Origin of the sequence: Brevibacillus composti (assembly GCF_016406105.1) — a bacterium.
Lineage (GTDB): Bacteria > Bacillota > Bacilli > Brevibacillales > Brevibacillaceae > Brevibacillus > Brevibacillus composti.
This window is the reverse complement of sequence record NZ_CP066308.1, coordinates 480,878-497,500: the sequence shown is the minus strand read 5'-3', so window position 1 is coordinate 497,500 and position 16,623 is coordinate 480,878. Positions and strand designations below refer to the sequence as shown.

At 56.4% G+C, this 16,623-nt stretch carries 15 protein-coding genes; 2 read left to right on the top strand and 13 right to left on the bottom strand.

Annotation, left to right across the window (positions count from 1 at the left end; genetic code table 11):
* Positions 1-4: 4 nt before the first annotated feature.
* The 4 genes from JD108_RS02675 to groES all read right to left on the bottom strand — a co-directional run bounded on the left by JD108_RS02675 (position 5) and on the right by groES (position 4,628).
* Positions 5-907 (bottom strand): carbohydrate ABC transporter permease, encoded by a 903-nt coding sequence (locus JD108_RS02675; protein WP_198829959.1) that lies wholly within the window; start codon positions 905-907, stop codon positions 5-7.
* Positions 908-1,074: 167 nt separating this feature from the next.
* Complete coding sequence (locus JD108_RS02670) at positions 1,075-2,373, bottom strand: ABC transporter substrate-binding protein (protein WP_228728272.1); 1,299 nt, start codon at positions 2,371-2,373, stop codon at positions 1,075-1,077.
* Between the two features lie 274 nt (positions 2,374-2,647).
* On the bottom strand, positions 2,648-4,270 hold the full coding sequence (groL, locus tag JD108_RS02665) for a chaperonin GroEL (protein WP_198828468.1): 1,623 nt from the start codon (positions 4,268-4,270) through the stop codon (positions 2,648-2,650).
* A 73-nt stretch (positions 4,271-4,343) separates the two neighbouring features.
* Positions 4,344-4,628, bottom strand: a complete 285-nt coding sequence (gene groES / locus JD108_RS02660; protein ID WP_003389758.1) for a co-chaperone GroES — start codon at positions 4,626-4,628, stop codon at positions 4,344-4,346.
* Between the two features lie 264 nt (positions 4,629-4,892).
* Between groES and JD108_RS02655 the strand changes: the two genes are divergently transcribed.
* Complete coding sequence (locus JD108_RS02655) at positions 4,893-6,311, top strand: CAP domain-containing protein (RefSeq protein WP_198828467.1); 1,419 nt, start codon at positions 4,893-4,895, stop codon at positions 6,309-6,311.
* Positions 6,312-6,406: 95 nt separating this feature from the next.
* Here JD108_RS02655 and JD108_RS02650 read toward each other — a convergent pair whose 3' ends face one another.
* From JD108_RS02650 to JD108_RS02625, 6 genes are all read right to left on the bottom strand, one after another.
* A complete protein-coding gene (locus JD108_RS02650) occupies positions 6,407-6,910 on the bottom strand; it encodes a hypothetical protein (protein ID WP_228728271.1) in 504 nt (167 codons plus the stop codon).
* A gap of 106 nt (positions 6,911-7,016) precedes the next feature.
* The gene (gene tatC / locus JD108_RS02645; protein ID WP_198828466.1) at positions 7,017-7,793 is read right to left on the bottom strand and encodes a twin-arginine translocase subunit TatC; all 777 of its coding nucleotides are present in this window, start codon (positions 7,791-7,793) and stop codon (positions 7,017-7,019) included.
* A gap of 18 nt (positions 7,794-7,811) precedes the next feature.
* Positions 7,812-8,171 carry a twin-arginine translocase TatA/TatE family subunit gene (gene tatA / locus JD108_RS22645; protein ID WP_198828465.1) on the bottom strand — a complete coding sequence of 120 codons (360 nt, stop codon included), beginning with the start codon at positions 8,169-8,171 and terminating at the stop codon, positions 7,812-7,814.
* Positions 8,172-8,213: 42 nt separating this feature from the next.
* Positions 8,214-9,215 carry a molybdopterin-binding protein gene (locus JD108_RS02635; RefSeq protein ID WP_198828464.1) on the bottom strand — a complete coding sequence of 334 codons (1,002 nt, stop codon included), beginning with the start codon at positions 9,213-9,215 and terminating at the stop codon, positions 8,214-8,216.
* Positions 9,209-9,724: a MogA/MoaB family molybdenum cofactor biosynthesis protein gene (locus JD108_RS02630; RefSeq protein WP_198828463.1), complete on the bottom strand. Its 516-nt coding sequence runs from the start codon at positions 9,722-9,724 to the stop codon at positions 9,209-9,211. Before JD108_RS02630 ends, JD108_RS02635 begins: the two co-directional genes overlap by 7 nt.
* Before the next feature lie 121 nt (positions 9,725-9,845).
* Positions 9,846-10,439: a 5-formyltetrahydrofolate cyclo-ligase gene (locus JD108_RS02625; RefSeq protein ID WP_198828462.1), complete on the bottom strand. Its 594-nt coding sequence runs from the start codon at positions 10,437-10,439 to the stop codon at positions 9,846-9,848.
* A gap of 140 nt (positions 10,440-10,579) precedes the next feature.
* Between JD108_RS02625 and JD108_RS02620 the strand changes: the two genes are divergently transcribed.
* Positions 10,580-12,511, top strand: coding sequence for an ABC-F family ATP-binding cassette domain-containing protein (locus JD108_RS02620; protein WP_198828461.1), 1,932 nt, complete (start codon positions 10,580-10,582; stop codon positions 12,509-12,511).
* Positions 12,512-12,609: 98 nt separating this feature from the next.
* Here JD108_RS02620 and JD108_RS02615 read toward each other — a convergent pair whose 3' ends face one another.
* The 3 genes from JD108_RS02615 to rimI all read right to left on the bottom strand — a co-directional run bounded on the left by JD108_RS02615 (position 12,610) and on the right by rimI (position 16,621).
* Entirely contained in the window at positions 12,610-14,868 is a 2,259-nt protein-coding gene (locus JD108_RS02615; protein ID WP_198828460.1) for a DUF2339 domain-containing protein, read from the bottom strand.
* 219 nt (positions 14,869-15,087) lie between these two features.
* Positions 15,088-16,167, bottom strand: a complete 1,080-nt coding sequence (gene tsaD, locus JD108_RS02610) for a tRNA (adenosine(37)-N6)-threonylcarbamoyltransferase complex transferase subunit TsaD (protein WP_198828459.1) — start codon at positions 16,165-16,167, stop codon at positions 15,088-15,090.
* Positions 16,157-16,621 (bottom strand): ribosomal protein S18-alanine N-acetyltransferase, encoded by a 465-nt coding sequence (gene rimI, locus JD108_RS02605; protein WP_198828458.1) that lies wholly within the window; start codon positions 16,619-16,621, stop codon positions 16,157-16,159. The genes tsaD and rimI overlap by 11 nt, the downstream gene beginning before the upstream one ends.
* Between the last annotated feature and the right edge of the window lie 2 nt (positions 16,622-16,623).

The window sequence follows — 16,623 nt, the reverse complement described above, 5'->3', positions numbered from 1 at the left end:
CTCCTCATTGTTCGTATTCTTTTCGTTTGAAGAAGAAAAGCAGAATAGCCGTGGCGCTGGATATCATCAAAAACAGCACGACCGCAAGCGCGGAACCCAGTCCGATCGACTCCCCGCCATCCACCGAGCCAAAGGCCAAGCGATAAAAATAGGTCGCCAGCACGTCCGTGGAATAGTAGGGACCGCCCTGGGAGCCTTGCATCGCGAAGATCAGCTCAAACGCCTCAAAAGCGCCGATAAATGTCAGGATGGTCATCACCATCACCGCAGGCATCGCCAACGGCAGCGTGATCCGAAACAGCATCGTCAGACCCGATGCCCCGTCTACTTTGGCCGCGTCATAGATCTCCGAGGGGATCGCCTGCAAGCCGGCTAAGAAGATCAGCACCGCAAAGCCCAGCCCATACCAGCTGTTCACCAGGATAATCGTGTACAAGGCGGTGTCGGGACTGCCCAGCCAGGGTCTCGCCCACTCCTCCAGGCCAATAAAGGATAGAAACGTATTGAGCGCTCCGTAGGTCGGGTTTAGGATCAGGCTGAACAGAAAACCGACGACGATCACCGAGAGAAGCTTGGGCAAAAAGATCACCGTCTTGAAAAACTCTTTTCCGCGTATTTTGCTGGTAATGAGGAGCGCGAGAATAAACGCAACCATCAGTTTGGAAATTACGGTAACGATAAAAAAAATGACATTATGGCCAAAGCCGCGGTAAAACATCTCCTGAAAGGGCGACTCCGTAAACAGGCGAATGAAATTCTCAAGTCCGATAAATGTGCCTCGCTGCAGCCCGTTCCATGAGTAAAAGCTGTTCCAGAATGCGGAAAAAATCGGGTAGACCTGAAACCAGACATAGACCACCAGAGCAGGCAGGAGCAAAGCATGCACCAAATGCTTTTTCCAGTTCATCCTCTTTTTCACGGTGATCTGCCGCTTTTTGTCCGTCCATTTTTCCAACAGGGCCACTATTTTCGACCTCCCCCAGCTGATAAAAGCGGTACAGCCGCCAGGCTTCGGAAAGCCGCCAAGCTGTACCGCTCCCCCTCTCACGCAAATGGCATGGCGCCGTCTCTCACCTATTTCACCGGCTGAAACCACTTGTCCGCAGATGCTTGCGTGGCGTCGGCTACCTGCTCGACCGTCAATTTGTCGATATACATGCCTTGAAGCGAATCTTCAAAGGTCGTTTTGGTCGTCGGGGTTCCCTCGCCAAAATGAACCAGCATCAGATACGGCACCATGCTTTTTTCACTGAGCTGCGTCATTTTTTGGACGAGCGGATTTTTGGGAGTGACTCCCGGAATGGCGCTCAGGCGATTCAATTCATCGCTGAACCGCTGACCGAACTCTTGGGAGGCGAGGAATTCCATCAAAAGCTTCGCCTCTTCGGGATGTTTGGTCGATTTGACAATCCCGTAGGAGCCATCCACCCAGTTAACCATGGGGGCATCGCCTCCCTTTTCCTTGGCAAGTCCCGGGATGAAATCCAGCTCCATGTCCGGATTTAATTTTTCAAAGGTCTCCAGACGGTAGCTTCCATTGATGTACATCCCCGCCTTGCCCGTGTAGAAAAGGGCTTGCGCATCTTTGTCGTCGATCGCGACAAAATCTTGCGGGAAAAACGGCGCCAGCTCTTGCATCCGTTGGATCGACTCCACGAAAGCGGCGTCTTTAAAATTGCTCTCCCCTCTGAGCATCTTCTCGATATAATCATTTCCCCCAATGGAGCCGGGTGCGATCACGCTGTGGGTAATCGACAAGAGGTAAGCGGCTTTGCCGGATTGGGCGATCGGCGTGATTCCTTTGGCTTTCAGGGCTTCGCACACGGCGATCAATTCGTCCCACGTCTGCGGCGGCTGCAGGCCATTGTCGGCAAACAGCTTTTTATTATAGAAGATCACGGCCGAGTTAATCGACAGCGGCACGCCGTAGACCTTGCCGTCGCTTCCGCGTGCGGCATCGAGATAATCCTTGGGGATGTCGCTCACTCCTTTGAGATCGTCAAGCGGAAGCAGATAACCGGCATCCGCGATAGAGGCAGCGATCGTATACGGCCGCAGCTGCAGAATATCGACGCCCGATCCCGCTGTCAGGGTGTTGGTCACGATCGTGTTGTACTCCGTCGACTTAAAGGGCTTGAACTTGACCTTGATGTGCTCATGCTTCTTTTCAAACTCGGCAAGGATTTTGGCGTACGCGTCCTTGTCCTCCGTCCGCCAGCTGTACATTACCAGTTCCACAGGCTCTTTCTGGGGCTCTTGGGCGGCTGGCTGGCTGGTCCCTTCGGCGGGTTTGGCTGCCGGAGGACTCGCACTGCATGCAGCCAGGAAGAATACGAGCAGGAAAGAAAACAGAATGACGCCAACTCTTCTCATTGCTTCCATCTCCTCCACTTTCATTAACTGATAACGGACCGTTCTACAGAAATTGGAGTAAAATTTTGTTGTCCATAATAAAGTCGAGAAATATTTTTACAACCATAGTATTTGTACTTTTCCAAAAATAGTACATAGCAAAGGTGTGGAGAAGAAGAAAATCGGGAATGGAAAAAAGTCGGCGAGGAGCAAAAACAGGGGCATGGGAGGAAGCGTATCAATAAAAAAGAGACAGACCCTAAGGTCTGTCTCCCACGAAACGGCGGTCCGTTTCTTACATCATGCCCATGCCGCCCATGTCTGGCATGCCGGCCGGTCCTTTGTTTTCTTCTGGTTTGTCGGCAACGACTGCTTCTGTCGTCAGGAGCATAGCTGCGACGGATGCAGCGTTGGACAGAGCGGAACGAGTTACTTTCGCTGCGTCCACGATACCTGCTTCCAGCATGTTTACCCACTCTTCGGTAGCAGCGTTGAAGCCGATGCCTACCGGTTCTTTTTTCAGGCGCTCAACGATAACAGAGCCTTCGAGGCCTGCGTTGGCAGCGATTTGACGAACTGGCTCTTCCAGCGCGCGGAGTACGATTTGTACACCCACTGCCTCTTCGCCTTCTGCAACTACCTTCTCAACTGCTTTGATTGCATTTACGAGAGTCGTACCGCCACCAGGTACGATACCTTCTTCCACAGCAGCGCGAGTGGAGTTGAGGGCATCCTCGATGCGCAGTTTCTTCTCTTTCAGTTCGGTTTCGGTAGCAGCGCCCACTTTGATAACCGCTACGCCGCCGGACAGTTTCGCCAGACGCTCTTGCAGTTTTTCGCGGTCGAACTCGGAAGTGGTGTCTTCGATTTGTTGACGGATTTGAGCCACGCGTGCGTCGATGTCGGCTTTGTTGCCTTCGCCTTCGACGATGGTGGTGTTTTCTTTGGTAACGACAACTTTGCCGGCACGGCCCAGTTGATCCAGCTTGGTGGATTTCAGTTCGAGACCCAGTTCTTCGGTGATCACTTCACCGCCAGTCAGAGTCGCGATGTCACCCAGCATAGCTTTGCGGCGGTCGCCGAAGCCAGGAGCTTTTACCGCTACTGCTGTGAAGGTACCGCGCAGTTTGTTTACCACGAGGGTAGCCAGCGCTTCGCCTTCTACGTCTTCTGCGATGATCAGGAGAGGCTTGCCGCTTTGTACGACTTGCTCCAGAACAGGCAGGATTTCCTGGATGTTGGAGATTTTCTTGTCAGTGATCAGGATGTACGGGTTGTTCAGAACCGCTTCCATCTTGTCCGTATCGGTGATCATGTACGGAGAAGCATAACCGCGGTCGAATTGCATACCTTCTACTACATCCAGCTCAGTAGTAAAGCCTTTGGACTCCTCAACGGTGATGACGCCGTCTTTGCCCACTTTTTCCATGGCTTCCGCGATCAGTTCGCCTACTTCTTTGTCGTCAGCGGAGATAGCGGCTACTTGTGCGATCGCACCTTTGCTTTCTACCGGCTTCGCGATCGACTTGATTTCTTCTACAGCAGCGCGAACAGCTTTGTCCATACCGCGACGGATTACCATCGGGTTGGCGCCGGCTGTTACGTTTTTCAGACCTTCACGAATCATGGCATAAGCCAGAACGGTTGCAGTCGTAGTACCGTCACCGGCTACATCGTTGGTTTTGGTCGCGACTTCTTTTACCAGTTGCGCACCCATGTTTTCATAGGCGTCTTCCAGTTCGATTTCTTTTGCGATGGTCACGCCGTCATTGGTGATCAGCGGGGAACCGAATTTTTTCTCCAGAACCACGTTGCGGCCTTTTGGACCGAGGGTTACTTTAACGGCATTTGCCAATGTTTCAACACCGCGGAGCATCGCGCGGCGAGCATCTTCAGAGAACTTGATTTGTTTTGCCATCTGTACTCAACCTCCTGCGTTATGTGTATAACGATTGAAAATGGGTTTGGTCTGTACCTTGCCGTTTACATCCTTAGCCGATGATAGCCAGGATGTCGGATTCGCGAAGCACGAGGTATTCTTTGTTATCCACTTTCACTTCGGTGCCGGCGTATTTGGAGAAAATAACTTTGTCGCCTTCTTTTACTTCCAAAGCAATGCGCTCTCCGTTGTCGGAAACACGACCGGAACCTACTGCAACGACACGCCCTTCTTGCGGTTTTTCCTTCGCAGTGTCAGGGAGAACGATGCCGCTAGCGGTTGTCTCCTCTTTGGAAATTGGTTCGAGTACTACACGGTCACCCAATGGCTTCAGCACAAAAAACACCCTCCTCAAAAATGTTGGTTCAAGAAGTTTTTGTGTTGTTAGCACTCACCACGATGGAGTGCTAACACCCAATACTTATAATAATGAATCGCTATGTACTTTGCAAGTATTTTCCCTCACAATTTTCCAATCTGGTGTGCTGCCCTCCTGGTGACTCGGAAAGTATTCTCTCTTTCGGTTCTATCAAATCGGTTTGGCCATATACTCATAGAGAGAAACCTAGAATCGACCACAGTTCAAAGGGAGGATACCTGCATGAAAAAATGGCTCTGGATCGGCGTGTTTGCTCTCTCCGCAGCAGGCATAGGCAAGCTGTACCCTGCGGATGGCTCGTCCATGATTCTCGCATCCATCCAGCCTGTGAAACTATATTGGGACGGAAAAGAAGTAACGGCCCCGGACAAGCCCGGCTACTACCCGACGCAAAGCGGCGACCAACCGGCCACGCTGTCGTACAAGGGGAATATGTACATCCCCCTGACCCTGGCCGGCCGACTCGAAAATAAACCGGTGAAGCAGGACCACACCGCTGCTTTTGTGGGACAGGCTCCCGTCGGCGGGGATGATCAAGCTGCCGGAGCACGGAGCGGATCAGGCAAAGCCGACGGGGAGCCGCCGCAGATGCACGCGGCAGACGGAGCGCAATCCGGTCAGCCGGCCACCCGCCGCTCCGATGCCGCTGCTCCCGCCGATTCGTCCGCCAAACAGCCTGCTCCCTCATCCCCTGCCACTGCCGCCCGGACGGCTGCCGCCAGGGAATCTGTGAAGACAGCGGCAGAGACTACCCTGTTCGGAATTGCGCTGGGAATGACTGAGGCCGACGTGATCGAGTCGCTGGGCCGGCCCGACCGGGAGGAGCCGAGCGGACTGGGCTATCAATGGCTCATCTATAACCGCAATCCGGCCCGCTATCTGCAGGTGGGGATCATGGACGGCAAGGTGGTGGACCTCTATTCCAACGCCGCCGAAGTGAAGCTGGGCCAAGTCGGGATCGGCACCAGCCTGTCTGCCTTGGGCCGCCAGTACAAGCTGCAGCCCACGCTCTCCTTTTCCTATCAGCGCGCCCAGGTGCAGATCACCAATCAACCCAGCCTGCGGCCGCTGGTGATTGAGGACGGCATCCCCCGTATCTTCTATCTGGACAAGCAAAACCGCGACAAAGTGACAGGCATTCGCCTGATCGACACCTTGATTCTGATGAGAGGCGGCTACTATGAGACACGCTGGACCTACCAAGGAGAAGCGCCCCATTTTGACCCGCCGCCCCTGACCATCAAGCAGCAGGAGGCCGTCAATGCCGCTCGGGAAAAACAGGTGCTCGACCTGGTCAATGTGATCCGCTACCGCTACAACCTCCCGAAAGTCCAATGGAGCGAACAGGCTGCTCAGGTCGCGCGCGGACACAGCCAGGACATGAAAAACCATGACTACTTTGATCACGTCTCGGCCACCACCGGGATGGATCCCTTCGAACGCCTTCGCAAGGCTGGACTCTCCTACAGCATGGCCGGAGAAAACATCGCCGCCGGCTATCCGGACTCCATCGAAGCCCATGAGAGCTGGATGAACAGCCTGGGCCACCGGAAAAACGTTCTGGAGAAAGGCTTTACCCACCTGGGCGTGGGCGTGAAAGCTGATTACTACACGCAGGCATTTTTGACACCCAAGCCGTGACAAAGAACTGCCTCTTCCCGCTTAAATGCCCGACTGCATGCGTTAAGGCAGTCGGGCTCTTCCCTTCTCCCTGCCCTGCTTTCCTCTCGTCATTTTTACGGCAAGCGAGCCAGCTTGCGAAGCTGTCCCACATCCCCGGCGAATTCCACCAGCAAGGTCTCTTCTTCTTTTGTATGCAGGATCATCCACGGCCGCCGGCTCCCTTCCTTTGGCATGATGACAAACATACTGGCGATCATCGTATCGATCTGCGCTTGCCGGTGGACCAGTTTCTGAGGAGGAGCCAGCGGAATTTTGACAATCAAGGCATGCGACAGAGACGGCTGCAAATCCAGGACTCGTCCGCTGACGGTCTTGAGCAGCGTTTGCGCCTCTTGCTGAAACAAGGTGGTATTTTCGTAGGTTTTGACTACGCGTTCTTTGTCCGTGTCAAACAGCTCCACCTGCTCCGCCGCAATCGTGTCGGCCCTGTCGATTGCGCCGCTGTCCCCGTCCTGGCGCTGTGCGGAGACGATCCCGCTGCTGTTATGCTGGACCAAGAGAATCGCTCCTCCCAAGAGCCCCAGCGTCAACACGATAAAAGAAGCGGTCCGCCACATTTTTGTCACCTCCCATGCTTTCCCTCACTAGTATGTCCGCTTTTCCTCCATAGCTCCGGTCAAAAAAAAAAAATCTTCCGCCATTCGGCAGAAGATTTTCCTCGGGTCAGCGGACGGCCTCATCCGCTTCCAGTTTGTATTCTTGTTCCCATTCTTCGTCTGTTTTCAACTGTCTGCGATAGACGATCTTGGATAGCCAGATGCTCACCTCGTACAAGAGCAGGAGAGGCACCGTCACCAGAATGTCGCTGACGATCTCCGGGGGCGTCAGGGTAATCCCGACCACAGCCAGTCCAAAATAGGCGAATCTGCGCATCTTGGCCAGGCGCATCGGGTTTAAAATTCTCAGCCTGGTCAGGAAGATGACGATAATCGGCAACTGAAACAAAATCCCAAACGGTATCACCAGATTAAACAAAAAGCCGAAATACTCCGCGATTCCGTAGTTGGGCTTCACGTCCATCCCCAGCGAGATGCCTGTTACGAACAGCATGATCATGGGAAAGACGACATAGTAGCCAAACAGGACGCCGAGGATAAACAAAAAGAATGCGGCCGGAATGAAGTACAGGGTAACCCGCCGTTCATTTGCCTGCAGACCCGGAGAGACGAACCTCCAGATATGGAACAAGGCCACCGGCAGCGTAACCACGGCCCCTACCAAAAACGCGAACTGCATGTAGACGCGCAGGGTATCCGAGGGATGCAGGGAGATGAGCGGTACTCCCTGTGTGATCGGTTTTTCCTTCAAGTATTCGATGAGCGGACCGGCGCAGAAGAATCCGGCGATCAGGGCGACGACGAATACCGCCAGCACCCAGATGATGCGCGTGCGCAATTCGGTCAGATGCTCAACTACCGTCATTTCACGATCTTCAGACATGGCATCCACCTTATCCGGTTACGCCTTTTGTTGGGCGTTCTCTGCCTGCAAGCGTTCCTGCTCCAGTTTTTCCCGGATTTCCTTCTCGATACGCTCCCGCTCCAGTCTTTCGCGAATTTCCTGCTCCATCTTTTCGCGGTCAAAGGCGTCCTTTTCCGTAACGACCGTTGTCTTTGCCGCCTGCTGCTGCGGCAGCTGCTGCTGCGCCTTAGCATCGTCATCCTCGTCGTCGTCGCGGGTCAGGCCGCGGGTCGCATTTTTAAATTCCTTCAACGTATGGCCGACCGCTCTTCCCAGCTCGGGCAGCTTTTTCGGCCCAAACAGCACCAACGCCAGCACCAAGATTAAAATAAGACCAGGTACTCCAATCGTACTCATGCACTTCACTCCTTTTTTCCTGTCATTTGACAGTGTAACCAGCTAGCACTTCCGCAATCCGCCGTATCCCAAGCGGGTCATATCCGCCTCGACGATTTTTTCCCCCGCGAGGATCCGCGGCAAAAAGACGTCAAAAGAGGTGAACGGCTCGTGCATGACCGCCCCTGGCAAGCCGAGGATGGGGATCTCTCCCTTGTAGGCGACCATCAGCATGGAGCCGGGAAGCATCGGTGTACCGTAGCGGACGACTTCTGCTCCTGTCCCTGCGATCGCCCCCGGCGTGCGGTCGTCGGGATCTACCGACATGCCGCCTGTCACCAGGATGAGATCGACACCGCTGTCCAGAAAGCGGATGATTTCCTGCTCGATCAGCTCTTTGTCGTCGGGTGCAAAACGCTGCTCGACGACCGTGGAGCCGAGTGCTTCTACTTTTGAACGGATGGTTGGACCGAATTTATCGGAAATCCTTCCCGAGAACACTTCCCCGCCTGTAGTGACCACTCCCACACGCTTTGGCAAGAAGGGCTTCACCTCTACGATGCTGCCCGCAAACTGGCGCGCCAGCTCTTCCAGGCGCACGATCCGCTCTTCTTCGATGATCAGCGGAATGATACGGGTAGCCGCGACCGAGTCTCCCTGCCGGACCACCTGGTCGCTGTAAATCGTCGAAAACGCGATGCCCACCAGCTCGTTGAGCGCGTGGACCGCCTCTTCGTTCACCTTGGCCAGACCGTGATGCGCCGCTTTCATCGAGACTTTTCCTTCGTAGGGCTCGGTGAGGACCAGGCCCCCTCCCGCCACGGCCTGCGCGATCCGGATGCCGGCCTCTTCCTCGTGGATATACCCCGGCGGCATTTCCAGCACGTAGATATGCTCCTTGCCGATGGAGAGCAACGGCTCGATGTCCGCCTCTGTGACGACATGTCCTTTTTTAAACAGGCGCCCCTTGAACTCTCCCGGGAGAATCTGTGTCATGTCATGCGGGAGCATCATGCCGACCGCTTCTCGGACAGGCACTTCCTTCAGCTTCGGTTTTTCTACCAACCCAATCCTCCCCAATCTTCATTGGCCTCTCCGGTTCCCTGCAGGATGTGCAAAGCGTCGGAGAGCATGTCTCCGATGGCATTGAAACAAATCTCGACGCCCTTGGGATTGCCCGGCAGATTGATAATCAGCGAATTTCCTCGCGTGCCTGCGACCGCACGGGTCAGCATCGCCCGCCGCGACTGCTGCAGGCCGGCACGGCGCATCTCTTCCGCCAGTCCCGGCACCGGCCGGTCGATGACCCAGGCGGTTACCTCCGGCGTGACGTCACGCGGGCTGAGGCCCGTCCCCCCTGTTACGATCAACAGGTCGCATTTTTCACGATCCACGCATTCGATCATGTTTTCCTTCAATTCTTCCATATCATCTGCCACAGATCGATAGACGGACACCTCAGCGGACAGCCACTCTTTTGCCAGCTTGCGGATAATCGGAATGCGGTTATCCTCCCGCTCCCCTCTCGCAATGGAATCGCTTGCCGAAATGACGCCAATTTTCCAGTTAGTCACAGCCCATTCCTCCAATAGTTCTTCTCTGTATTGTACACGTTTTTGCCCACGATGTAGATAGGGCAGGGGCAAATGACGCAATCCTGACACAAAACGTCATTTCCAGAGAGTGGCAAGGCTGCTAGCGGCCTTTTTCGCCGCATACGGCGACACCCGCCTCGGTGGCGATGAAATCAAGCGGAATGTCGTGAGGCTCCATCGGGACGCGCGAAACGACCTGCAGCTCAAACGCACAGCCAATCAGCAGCGGACGCCGGGAAAGGGAGGAGAGAAAACGATCGTAATACCCTGCTCCATAGCCCATTCGCCCTCCCCCTCGGTCGAAGGCCACACCGGGTACAAGCACTGCATCCAGGTCGCGCGTGTTGCCCTCTTGGGCCCGAGCTGGATCCGGTTCGCAGATGCCGTACGCCCCCTGCTTCAGGTCGGCTGCCCCGGTGTAGATGTACGGTACGATCCTCCGCTCTTTTTGAACCGTCAGCGGCAGCCAGATCTCCTGTCCGCGTTCGCGCGCAGCTTCCAAAAACGGCACGATATCCAGCTCGTCGCGAAACGGGAAAAAGGCCATGATCACGCGGCATTCCTGCAAGGGGTCAAACGCGAAAAGGGAGCGGCAAAACTCCGCGGAACGGCGGCGGTGCTCCTCCGGACTCAGTTTGGCCCGCTCCGCCAAGATTCTCTGGCGCAGCTCCTTCTTTTGGTTGATGAGTTCCATGCGCACCCTCTCCTCCCTTATATTTCGTGCGATTCTTCCGGTGGCAGGGTTGTCCCTGAGACGGTCCCTACGCTACACTGGACAGATAGAATTCTTTTTATCTAGTTATTTTCTCGGCATTTCGCAAAGAGGTGGAATTCATGATATTGCTTCAAGCTGAACATATACAAAAAACCTATGGAATCGAGACCATTTTACAGGACATCTCCCTGCAAATACAAACCGGGGAGCGCGTCGGACTGGTCGGCGTCAACGGTGCCGGAAAATCGACATTGATGAAGATTTTGGCCGGGCAGCTCAGCTATGACAGCGGCACCGTGCGCATACCCAAAGACGTAACGCTGGGCTATCTGGCCCAAAACAGCGGACTGGAGTCGGAGCGCTCCATCTGGGACGAGATGCTTACCGTCTTCGCCCACTTGCAACAAGAGGAGCGGGAGCTGCGCAAGCTGGAGGCGCTGATGGGCGACCCGGCTGTCCTGGCGGATGAAAAGCGCTACCAGCAGATCCTCGAGGACTATTCCCGCCGTTCGGAGGCATTCAAGGAACGGGGCGGCTACAGTTACGAAGCGATGATCCGCGGCGTCTTGCACGGCCTGCGGTTCGCCGATTTTGACTACCAGACGCCGATCAAGACGCTGAGCGGCGGACAAAAAACCAGACTCGCCCTGGCCAAGCTGCTTCTCCAGGCGCCGTCGATTCTGCTACTGGACGAGCCGACCAACTACCTGGATATCGAGACGCTGACCTGGCTGGAAAATTACCTGCAAAACTATCCAGGCGCGATTCTGGTCGTCTCTCACGACCGCTACTTCTTGGACAAACTGGTCACCGTCGTCTATGAAATCGAGCGGACCCGGGCCACGCGGTACACAGGCAACTACAGTCAATTTCTCGATCAAAAGGCGGCGCGGCTGGAGCAAGAGATGAAACGCTACGAACGGCAGCAGGAGGAGATCGCCAAGCTGGAGGACTTCATCGCCCGCAATATCGCCCGGGCGACGACGACCAAGCGGGCCCAAAGCAGACGAAAAACCCTGGAGAAGATCGATCGTCTGGACAAGCCGATCATGAACAACAAATCGGTCAACTTCTCCTTCGAGATCGCCAAGATGAGCGGCACGGTCGTGATGAAGGCGCACAACGTCAGCATCGGCTATCCGGATGCCGTCCTCTCCCGACACCTGTCTTTTGAGCTGGAGCGGGAAGAGCGCGTGGCGCTGGTCGGCCCCAACGGGATCGGCAAATCGACGCTGCTCAAAACCATCGTCGAGCAGCTTCCGGCGCTGTCCGGCAATATCCAGTTCGGCAGCAATGTCACGATCGGCTATTACGATCAGGAGCACCGCAATCTGAACGAACAAAACACGGTCCTCAGCGAGATCTGGAATGAATACCCCCTGATGCTGGAGCGGGACGTGCGGACGCTGCTGGGCAATTTTCTCTTTACCGGCGACGATGTGCAAAAACGCATCGCCGATCTCTCCGGGGGGGAGCGCGCCCGTGTCTCTCTGGCCAAATTAATGTTGAAGCAGGCCAACTTCCTGATTTTTGACGAGCCGACCAACCACCTGGATATCTTCAGCAAGGAAGTGCTGGAAAACGCCTTGTACGACTATCCGGGCACGATTTTGTTCGTCTCCCATGACCGCTATTTTCTCAACAAAATCGCCACCCGGGTGCTGGAGCTGGCTCCTGAGGGCGTCACCAGCTATCTCGGCAATTACGACTACTATGTAGAAAAGAAGCAGGAGCTGGCTGAGCTGGCCGCGGAAGAGCAGGCCCAAAAAGGGAAAAAGACCTCCCCTGAAGCCGAGCAGGAGAAGTCGAGCTATGAGCGGGACAAGGAGGCAAAACGGCGCGAGCGGCAACGACAGCGCCGTCTGGAGGAAATCGAGGCAGCCATTCAGCAGCGGGAAGCCGCCATCCAAACCTGGGAAGAAGAATTATGCCTCCCGGAAATCTACAGCGACCACGTCCTGGCCAAAGAACGCAACGACAAGATCGAACAAGCCCGGGCCGAACTGGAGAGGCTGTACGAGGAATGGGGCGACCTTACCGAGCAAGGATGATGAGCCTAGGCCGGGAACCGGTTCGATACCAGATGGGTATGGATCCGTGAGGCCCAAGAGACTTGTCGTAGCCGGCAAAAGCGGGTCAGATGAGCGGCTCAGGAGCTCGAGTAGCGCTCCTCTGCCGGCTCGGACAGCGCTGTGTAGAGGGAGGGCACGACCAGGAAAATAATGCAGGTCGCCGCCGTAATAATCCCGGAATCATTCAGCACGAGGCCGGCCACCGATCCGGCGACGATGCCCGCAAAGCCTTTGACCAGATACGGGTAGTCGCTGGCGAAATGGCGCAGATACCGCTCGTCCCTCAGTGTCAGCAGTGCCAGAACCACCAGCGATACGACGAAGACGCGGCTCCATACCGAAACGCGAATCAGCTTGAGATTCATCTCCAGCTTGCGGTTCACCATATGCATCACCTCTGCCCAGTCGCCGGAGACGATCTGTGCGGCTACCCTGGTGATATGCGTGGGCGGCTGCGCCGACAAGAGACTGACCACTGTCAACAGCCCGATCCCGATTGCCAATCCTCCTGCGAGCAGCAGGAGGATTTTTTTGCCGGGCCGCCACCCGTGAAGGCGCATCAGCACGACCGAAAAGCCGGCCAGCCCGGCGAGAAATCCGCCCGCATCCGCTCCCCATCCGGGTGCAGCCATGTACGCCAGAACGACAGCGAAGAGCAAGACCGCACTGCCGAGCGCAACTCCCCCCGGCGGGGGCGCATTCGTTTGCAGGGCGCGCCACTGGTACAGAGCGGCCGCAAAAAGAATGGTGCAGCCGATCAGGACGCCTTCGAACTCGTTTCCCAAACCGTAAAACCGGGCACCGATCACTGGGTCATAGCCCAGGTAGGAACGGCGCATCGCCGGGGTGCCGCTCCAGCCGTCGACGAGCAAAGCAAGCACCGTCAGCCCCGAGACGATGGCCAGCCCGGCCGGCAGCGATCTGCCTTCCATCAGCCAGGCGCCCGCTACCGCGAGCAGAATGCATGCACCCAGCACCATCGGCGGAGAGACCGTCCATCCGGCCAGCCCTTCGAGCAGAAACAACAGCGGAAACCACAAGAGCGAGAGCAGGGCAAGCCTCATCCCCCGTCGGGCCCACTGCAGATGCTCTCCCCTTCTCCCCCTGCTGAGGATGTACAGTACGGCCGCTGCTCCGATAATGATGATCTGCAGCATGACATAGGTGTACAATACCGAGCTGCGATTGGCATAGATATGGTGGATATGCCCCACTTCCCGCTGGAGCTCGCCGATGCCAAGTCCCCTCTCCGCCACCATCGGATGGCCAGCCAGTCCGGCCGGGACCTCCACCCCCAAAAAGCGGAGGATCGTCGGCACGACATCAAGACCGCTCACCAGCCCGGTTTGCCTGGTCGTCACCGAAGTGAGCAGCCCGGCCTCTTCTCCCCTCCAGAGAAAAAGCGGCGGCAGCATCTCTTTGGCCTGCAGCGCCTTGGGATTCGGCAGCGGCGAGAGCAGCATAACCATTTGCCCCGGCTGGCGGGAGGCGAGCACCCGGTCGAGGAAGCCGCCGAGGTCTTGCATAATCTGCTCGTACTGGGCGGCAAACCGCTCAGGGGCCATATCGTCCGCGACCTGGTGCAGCCGCGCGAGATCGGAAAGTTGAACCGCGATCAATCCGGAGCTGCTTTCTCGCTGGATGCTTTCCCAGATGTACGTGTAATTGGTTTTCACCCCGTACGGATAGGCGGAGGACTCCTCGACACTCTCACCTGCCAGATTGCCGTAGGGGACCCCGCCGCGCTCGTCCATGGCAAAAAGGACGGCAAGCCGGGAGCGGGTGTCGTCATAATCGCCATTACCGTAGCTGATGACAGATAAGTGATGGCGGGCCAATGTCTCCCCCAACAGGCCAATCCGGGCGGTGAACGGCTTGTCGCGATTTTCTGCCAGCAGCCGGTAAATGCCGGGAAAAACGATCCGGTACCGGGACAGCGGTGCGATTTCCGGCGGACTTACTTCGACCATCCGCTCGCCGGCCGTCTCGTTTTTGGAGAGGTACTCCTCCGGATGGTACGCCATGCCGCTTTTATCCGAATAGAGGGCCGGCCCTCCGCTCCCCAGGAGCAGATACGCATTGGCAGCAGTGCGCGTACCGGGGGAGCGGATCGACAGGGCGCCCGCTTCCGATTGGCTGAGCCAATTATCCACATGTGGATAGCTGCGGAGCCGCTCCACATCCTGAAAGGAGAGGCCTTCCACAAACAGCATGATGACCTGTCTTTTCCCGGAGTCAGCCGTCGCCTCCTGGACAGGGCGGCTCGCCTGGATTTCCACCGCCTGCGCCTGCCAGAAGATGGCCCAGGCCAGCCAGATCAGCATCCACTTTTTCATCAATCTTCCCCCATTGTTGATAAAATGTTCTGATTATCCACATATTCCACAGATTCATCCACAGAAAAAACATGATTTTCCCGGTAAATGCCTCTAGTTATCACCAGTATTCACAGGTGTGGGGAAGAAAAAACACAACTATTATCCAGAAGCTGTGGAAAAGTGCCGGCCTGCCCATAAAGAAAAAAACTGCCCGCAACCGAGCAGTTTTTTCTTGCATCAGGAGAGCGGCAATCCCGGCACTCCATTCAGATCCAGCGAGGCAAACTTTCCCTTTTGATAGGAAATATAACCGGCAGCGGCAATCATCGCCGCATTGTCCGTGCAGAGAGAAAGCGGCGGAATCACCAGCGGAATCCCTTCTTCCTGGCAGCGCTTCGCGAGCCTCTCCCGCAATCCGCGATTGGCAGCCACCCCTCCCGCTAGCAAAACCTGCTGCGCGCCGAATTCCTTGACGGCCCGCGTCGTTTTTTCCACCAGAACCTCCGTCACAGAATCCTGAAAGCTGGCGGCCACATCAGCCGGGTTGATGGTCTCGCCGCGCTGGGATGCGTTATGCAGCGTATTGAGCACGGCCGACTTGAGACCGCTGAAGCTGAAGTCATACGAGCCGGGCTCCAGCCAGGCCCGGGGAAGCGGTATGGCGGCGGCCGTCCCCTCGTGGGCCAACCTGTCGATATGAGGGCCGCCCGGATAAGGCAGCTGCAGGGCCCGCGCCACCTTGTCGTACGCTTCGCCGGCGGCGTCATCGCGCGTCTCGCCGAGGATCTCGTAATGGCCGTGCTCCTTCATCCAGACGAGCTCCGTATGCCCCCCGGATACGACCAGGGCAATCAGCGGAAACTCAAGCTCGGTGACCAGGCGGTTGGCGTAAATATGACCCGCGATATGGTGGACGCCGATCAACGGAATGCCGCGCGCATACGAAATCGCTTTGGCGGCCGCTACTCCGACCAGCAGCGCGCCTACCAGGCCCGGCCCGTACGTCACGGCGATCGCCTGGATGTCGCTTAGCGTTTTCCCGGCCTCGCGAAGCGCTTCCTCTATGGTCAGCGTGATGTTTTCCACATGGCGGCGGGAGGCCACCTCCGGCACCACTCCGCCGAACCGCTTGTGAATATCTGCCTGCGACGCGATCACATTGGACAGGACGATCCGGCCATCCTGCACCACCGATGCCGATGTTTCGTCACAGCTGGTCTCAATCCCGAGGATGAAGACCGGCCGGCCCGACTGCTGATGAGCCTCGTATGCCCGCTGCACCCGTTCTTCATAGCGGGATGGTTGTCTATTCTTCATGCAATGTCACCCACATTATCAGAGCATCCTCATCGTTATCGGAATAATAGCGTTTGCGGCGCCCCTGTTCTGTAAAACCCAATTTGGCGTACATATTGCGAGCCACCGTATTGGATGGCCGCACTTCGAGCGTCATGCCCCTCGCCCCGTACAAATAGGCCAGCCCCATCATTTGGCGCATCAGCCTCTCGCCGATCTTTTGTCCGCGGCAAGCGGGGTGGACAGCCACGTTGGTGATGTGGGCTTCATCCAGCACGATCCACATCCCGCAGTAAGCGATTACCTGGCCATCCCGCACAGCGACGACGTACCGGGCATTGGGATTGATCGTCAGCTCGTTGACAAAAGCATCGCGCGGCCAGGGAGTGGGAAAGGCAAGCCGCTCCAGCTCCCAGACGGCATCCACGTCCTCTAGCGCCATCAAGCGAAATACAAGATCGGTCTGTTCGCTCATAG

Bases quoted from the DNA above. Each gene is read 5' to 3' on its own strand.
- JD108_RS02670 (WP_228728272.1), bottom strand. From the start codon at position 2,373: ATGAGAAGAGTTGGCGTCATTCTGTTTTCTTTCCTGCTCGTATTCTTC.
- JD108_RS02655 (WP_198828467.1), top strand. From the start codon at position 4,893: ATGAAAAAATGGCTCTGGATCGGCGTGTTTGCTCTCTCCGCAGCAGGC.
- groL (WP_198828468.1), bottom strand. From the start codon at position 4,270: ATGGCAAAACAAATCAAGTTCTCTGAAGATGCTCGCCGCGCGATGCTC.
- JD108_RS02620 (WP_198828461.1), top strand. From the start codon at position 10,580: ATGATATTGCTTCAAGCTGAACATATACAAAAAACCTATGGAATCGAG.
- JD108_RS02675 (WP_198829959.1), bottom strand. From the start codon at position 907: ATGAACTGGAAAAAGCATTTGGTGCATGCTTTGCTCCTGCCTGCTCTG.
- tsaD (WP_198828459.1), bottom strand. From the start codon at position 16,167: ATGAAGAATAGACAACCATCCCGCTATGAAGAACGGGTGCAGCGGGCA.
- JD108_RS02625 (WP_198828462.1), bottom strand. From the start codon at position 10,439: ATGGAACTCATCAACCAAAAGAAGGAGCTGCGCCAGAGAATCTTGGCG.
- tatA (WP_198828465.1), bottom strand. From the start codon at position 8,171: ATGAGTACGATTGGAGTACCTGGTCTTATTTTAATCTTGGTGCTGGCG.
- JD108_RS02615 (WP_198828460.1), bottom strand. From the start codon at position 14,868: ATGAAAAAGTGGATGCTGATCTGGCTGGCCTGGGCCATCTTCTGGCAG.
- tatC (WP_198828466.1), bottom strand. From the start codon at position 7,793: ATGTCTGAAGATCGTGAAATGACGGTAGTTGAGCATCTGACCGAATTG.
- rimI (WP_198828458.1), bottom strand. From the start codon at position 16,621: ATGAGCGAACAGACCGATCTTGTATTTCGCTTGATGGCGCTAGAGGAC.
- JD108_RS02650 (WP_228728271.1), bottom strand. From the start codon at position 6,910: ATGTGGCGGACCGCTTCTTTTATCGTGTTGACGCTGGGGCTCTTGGGA.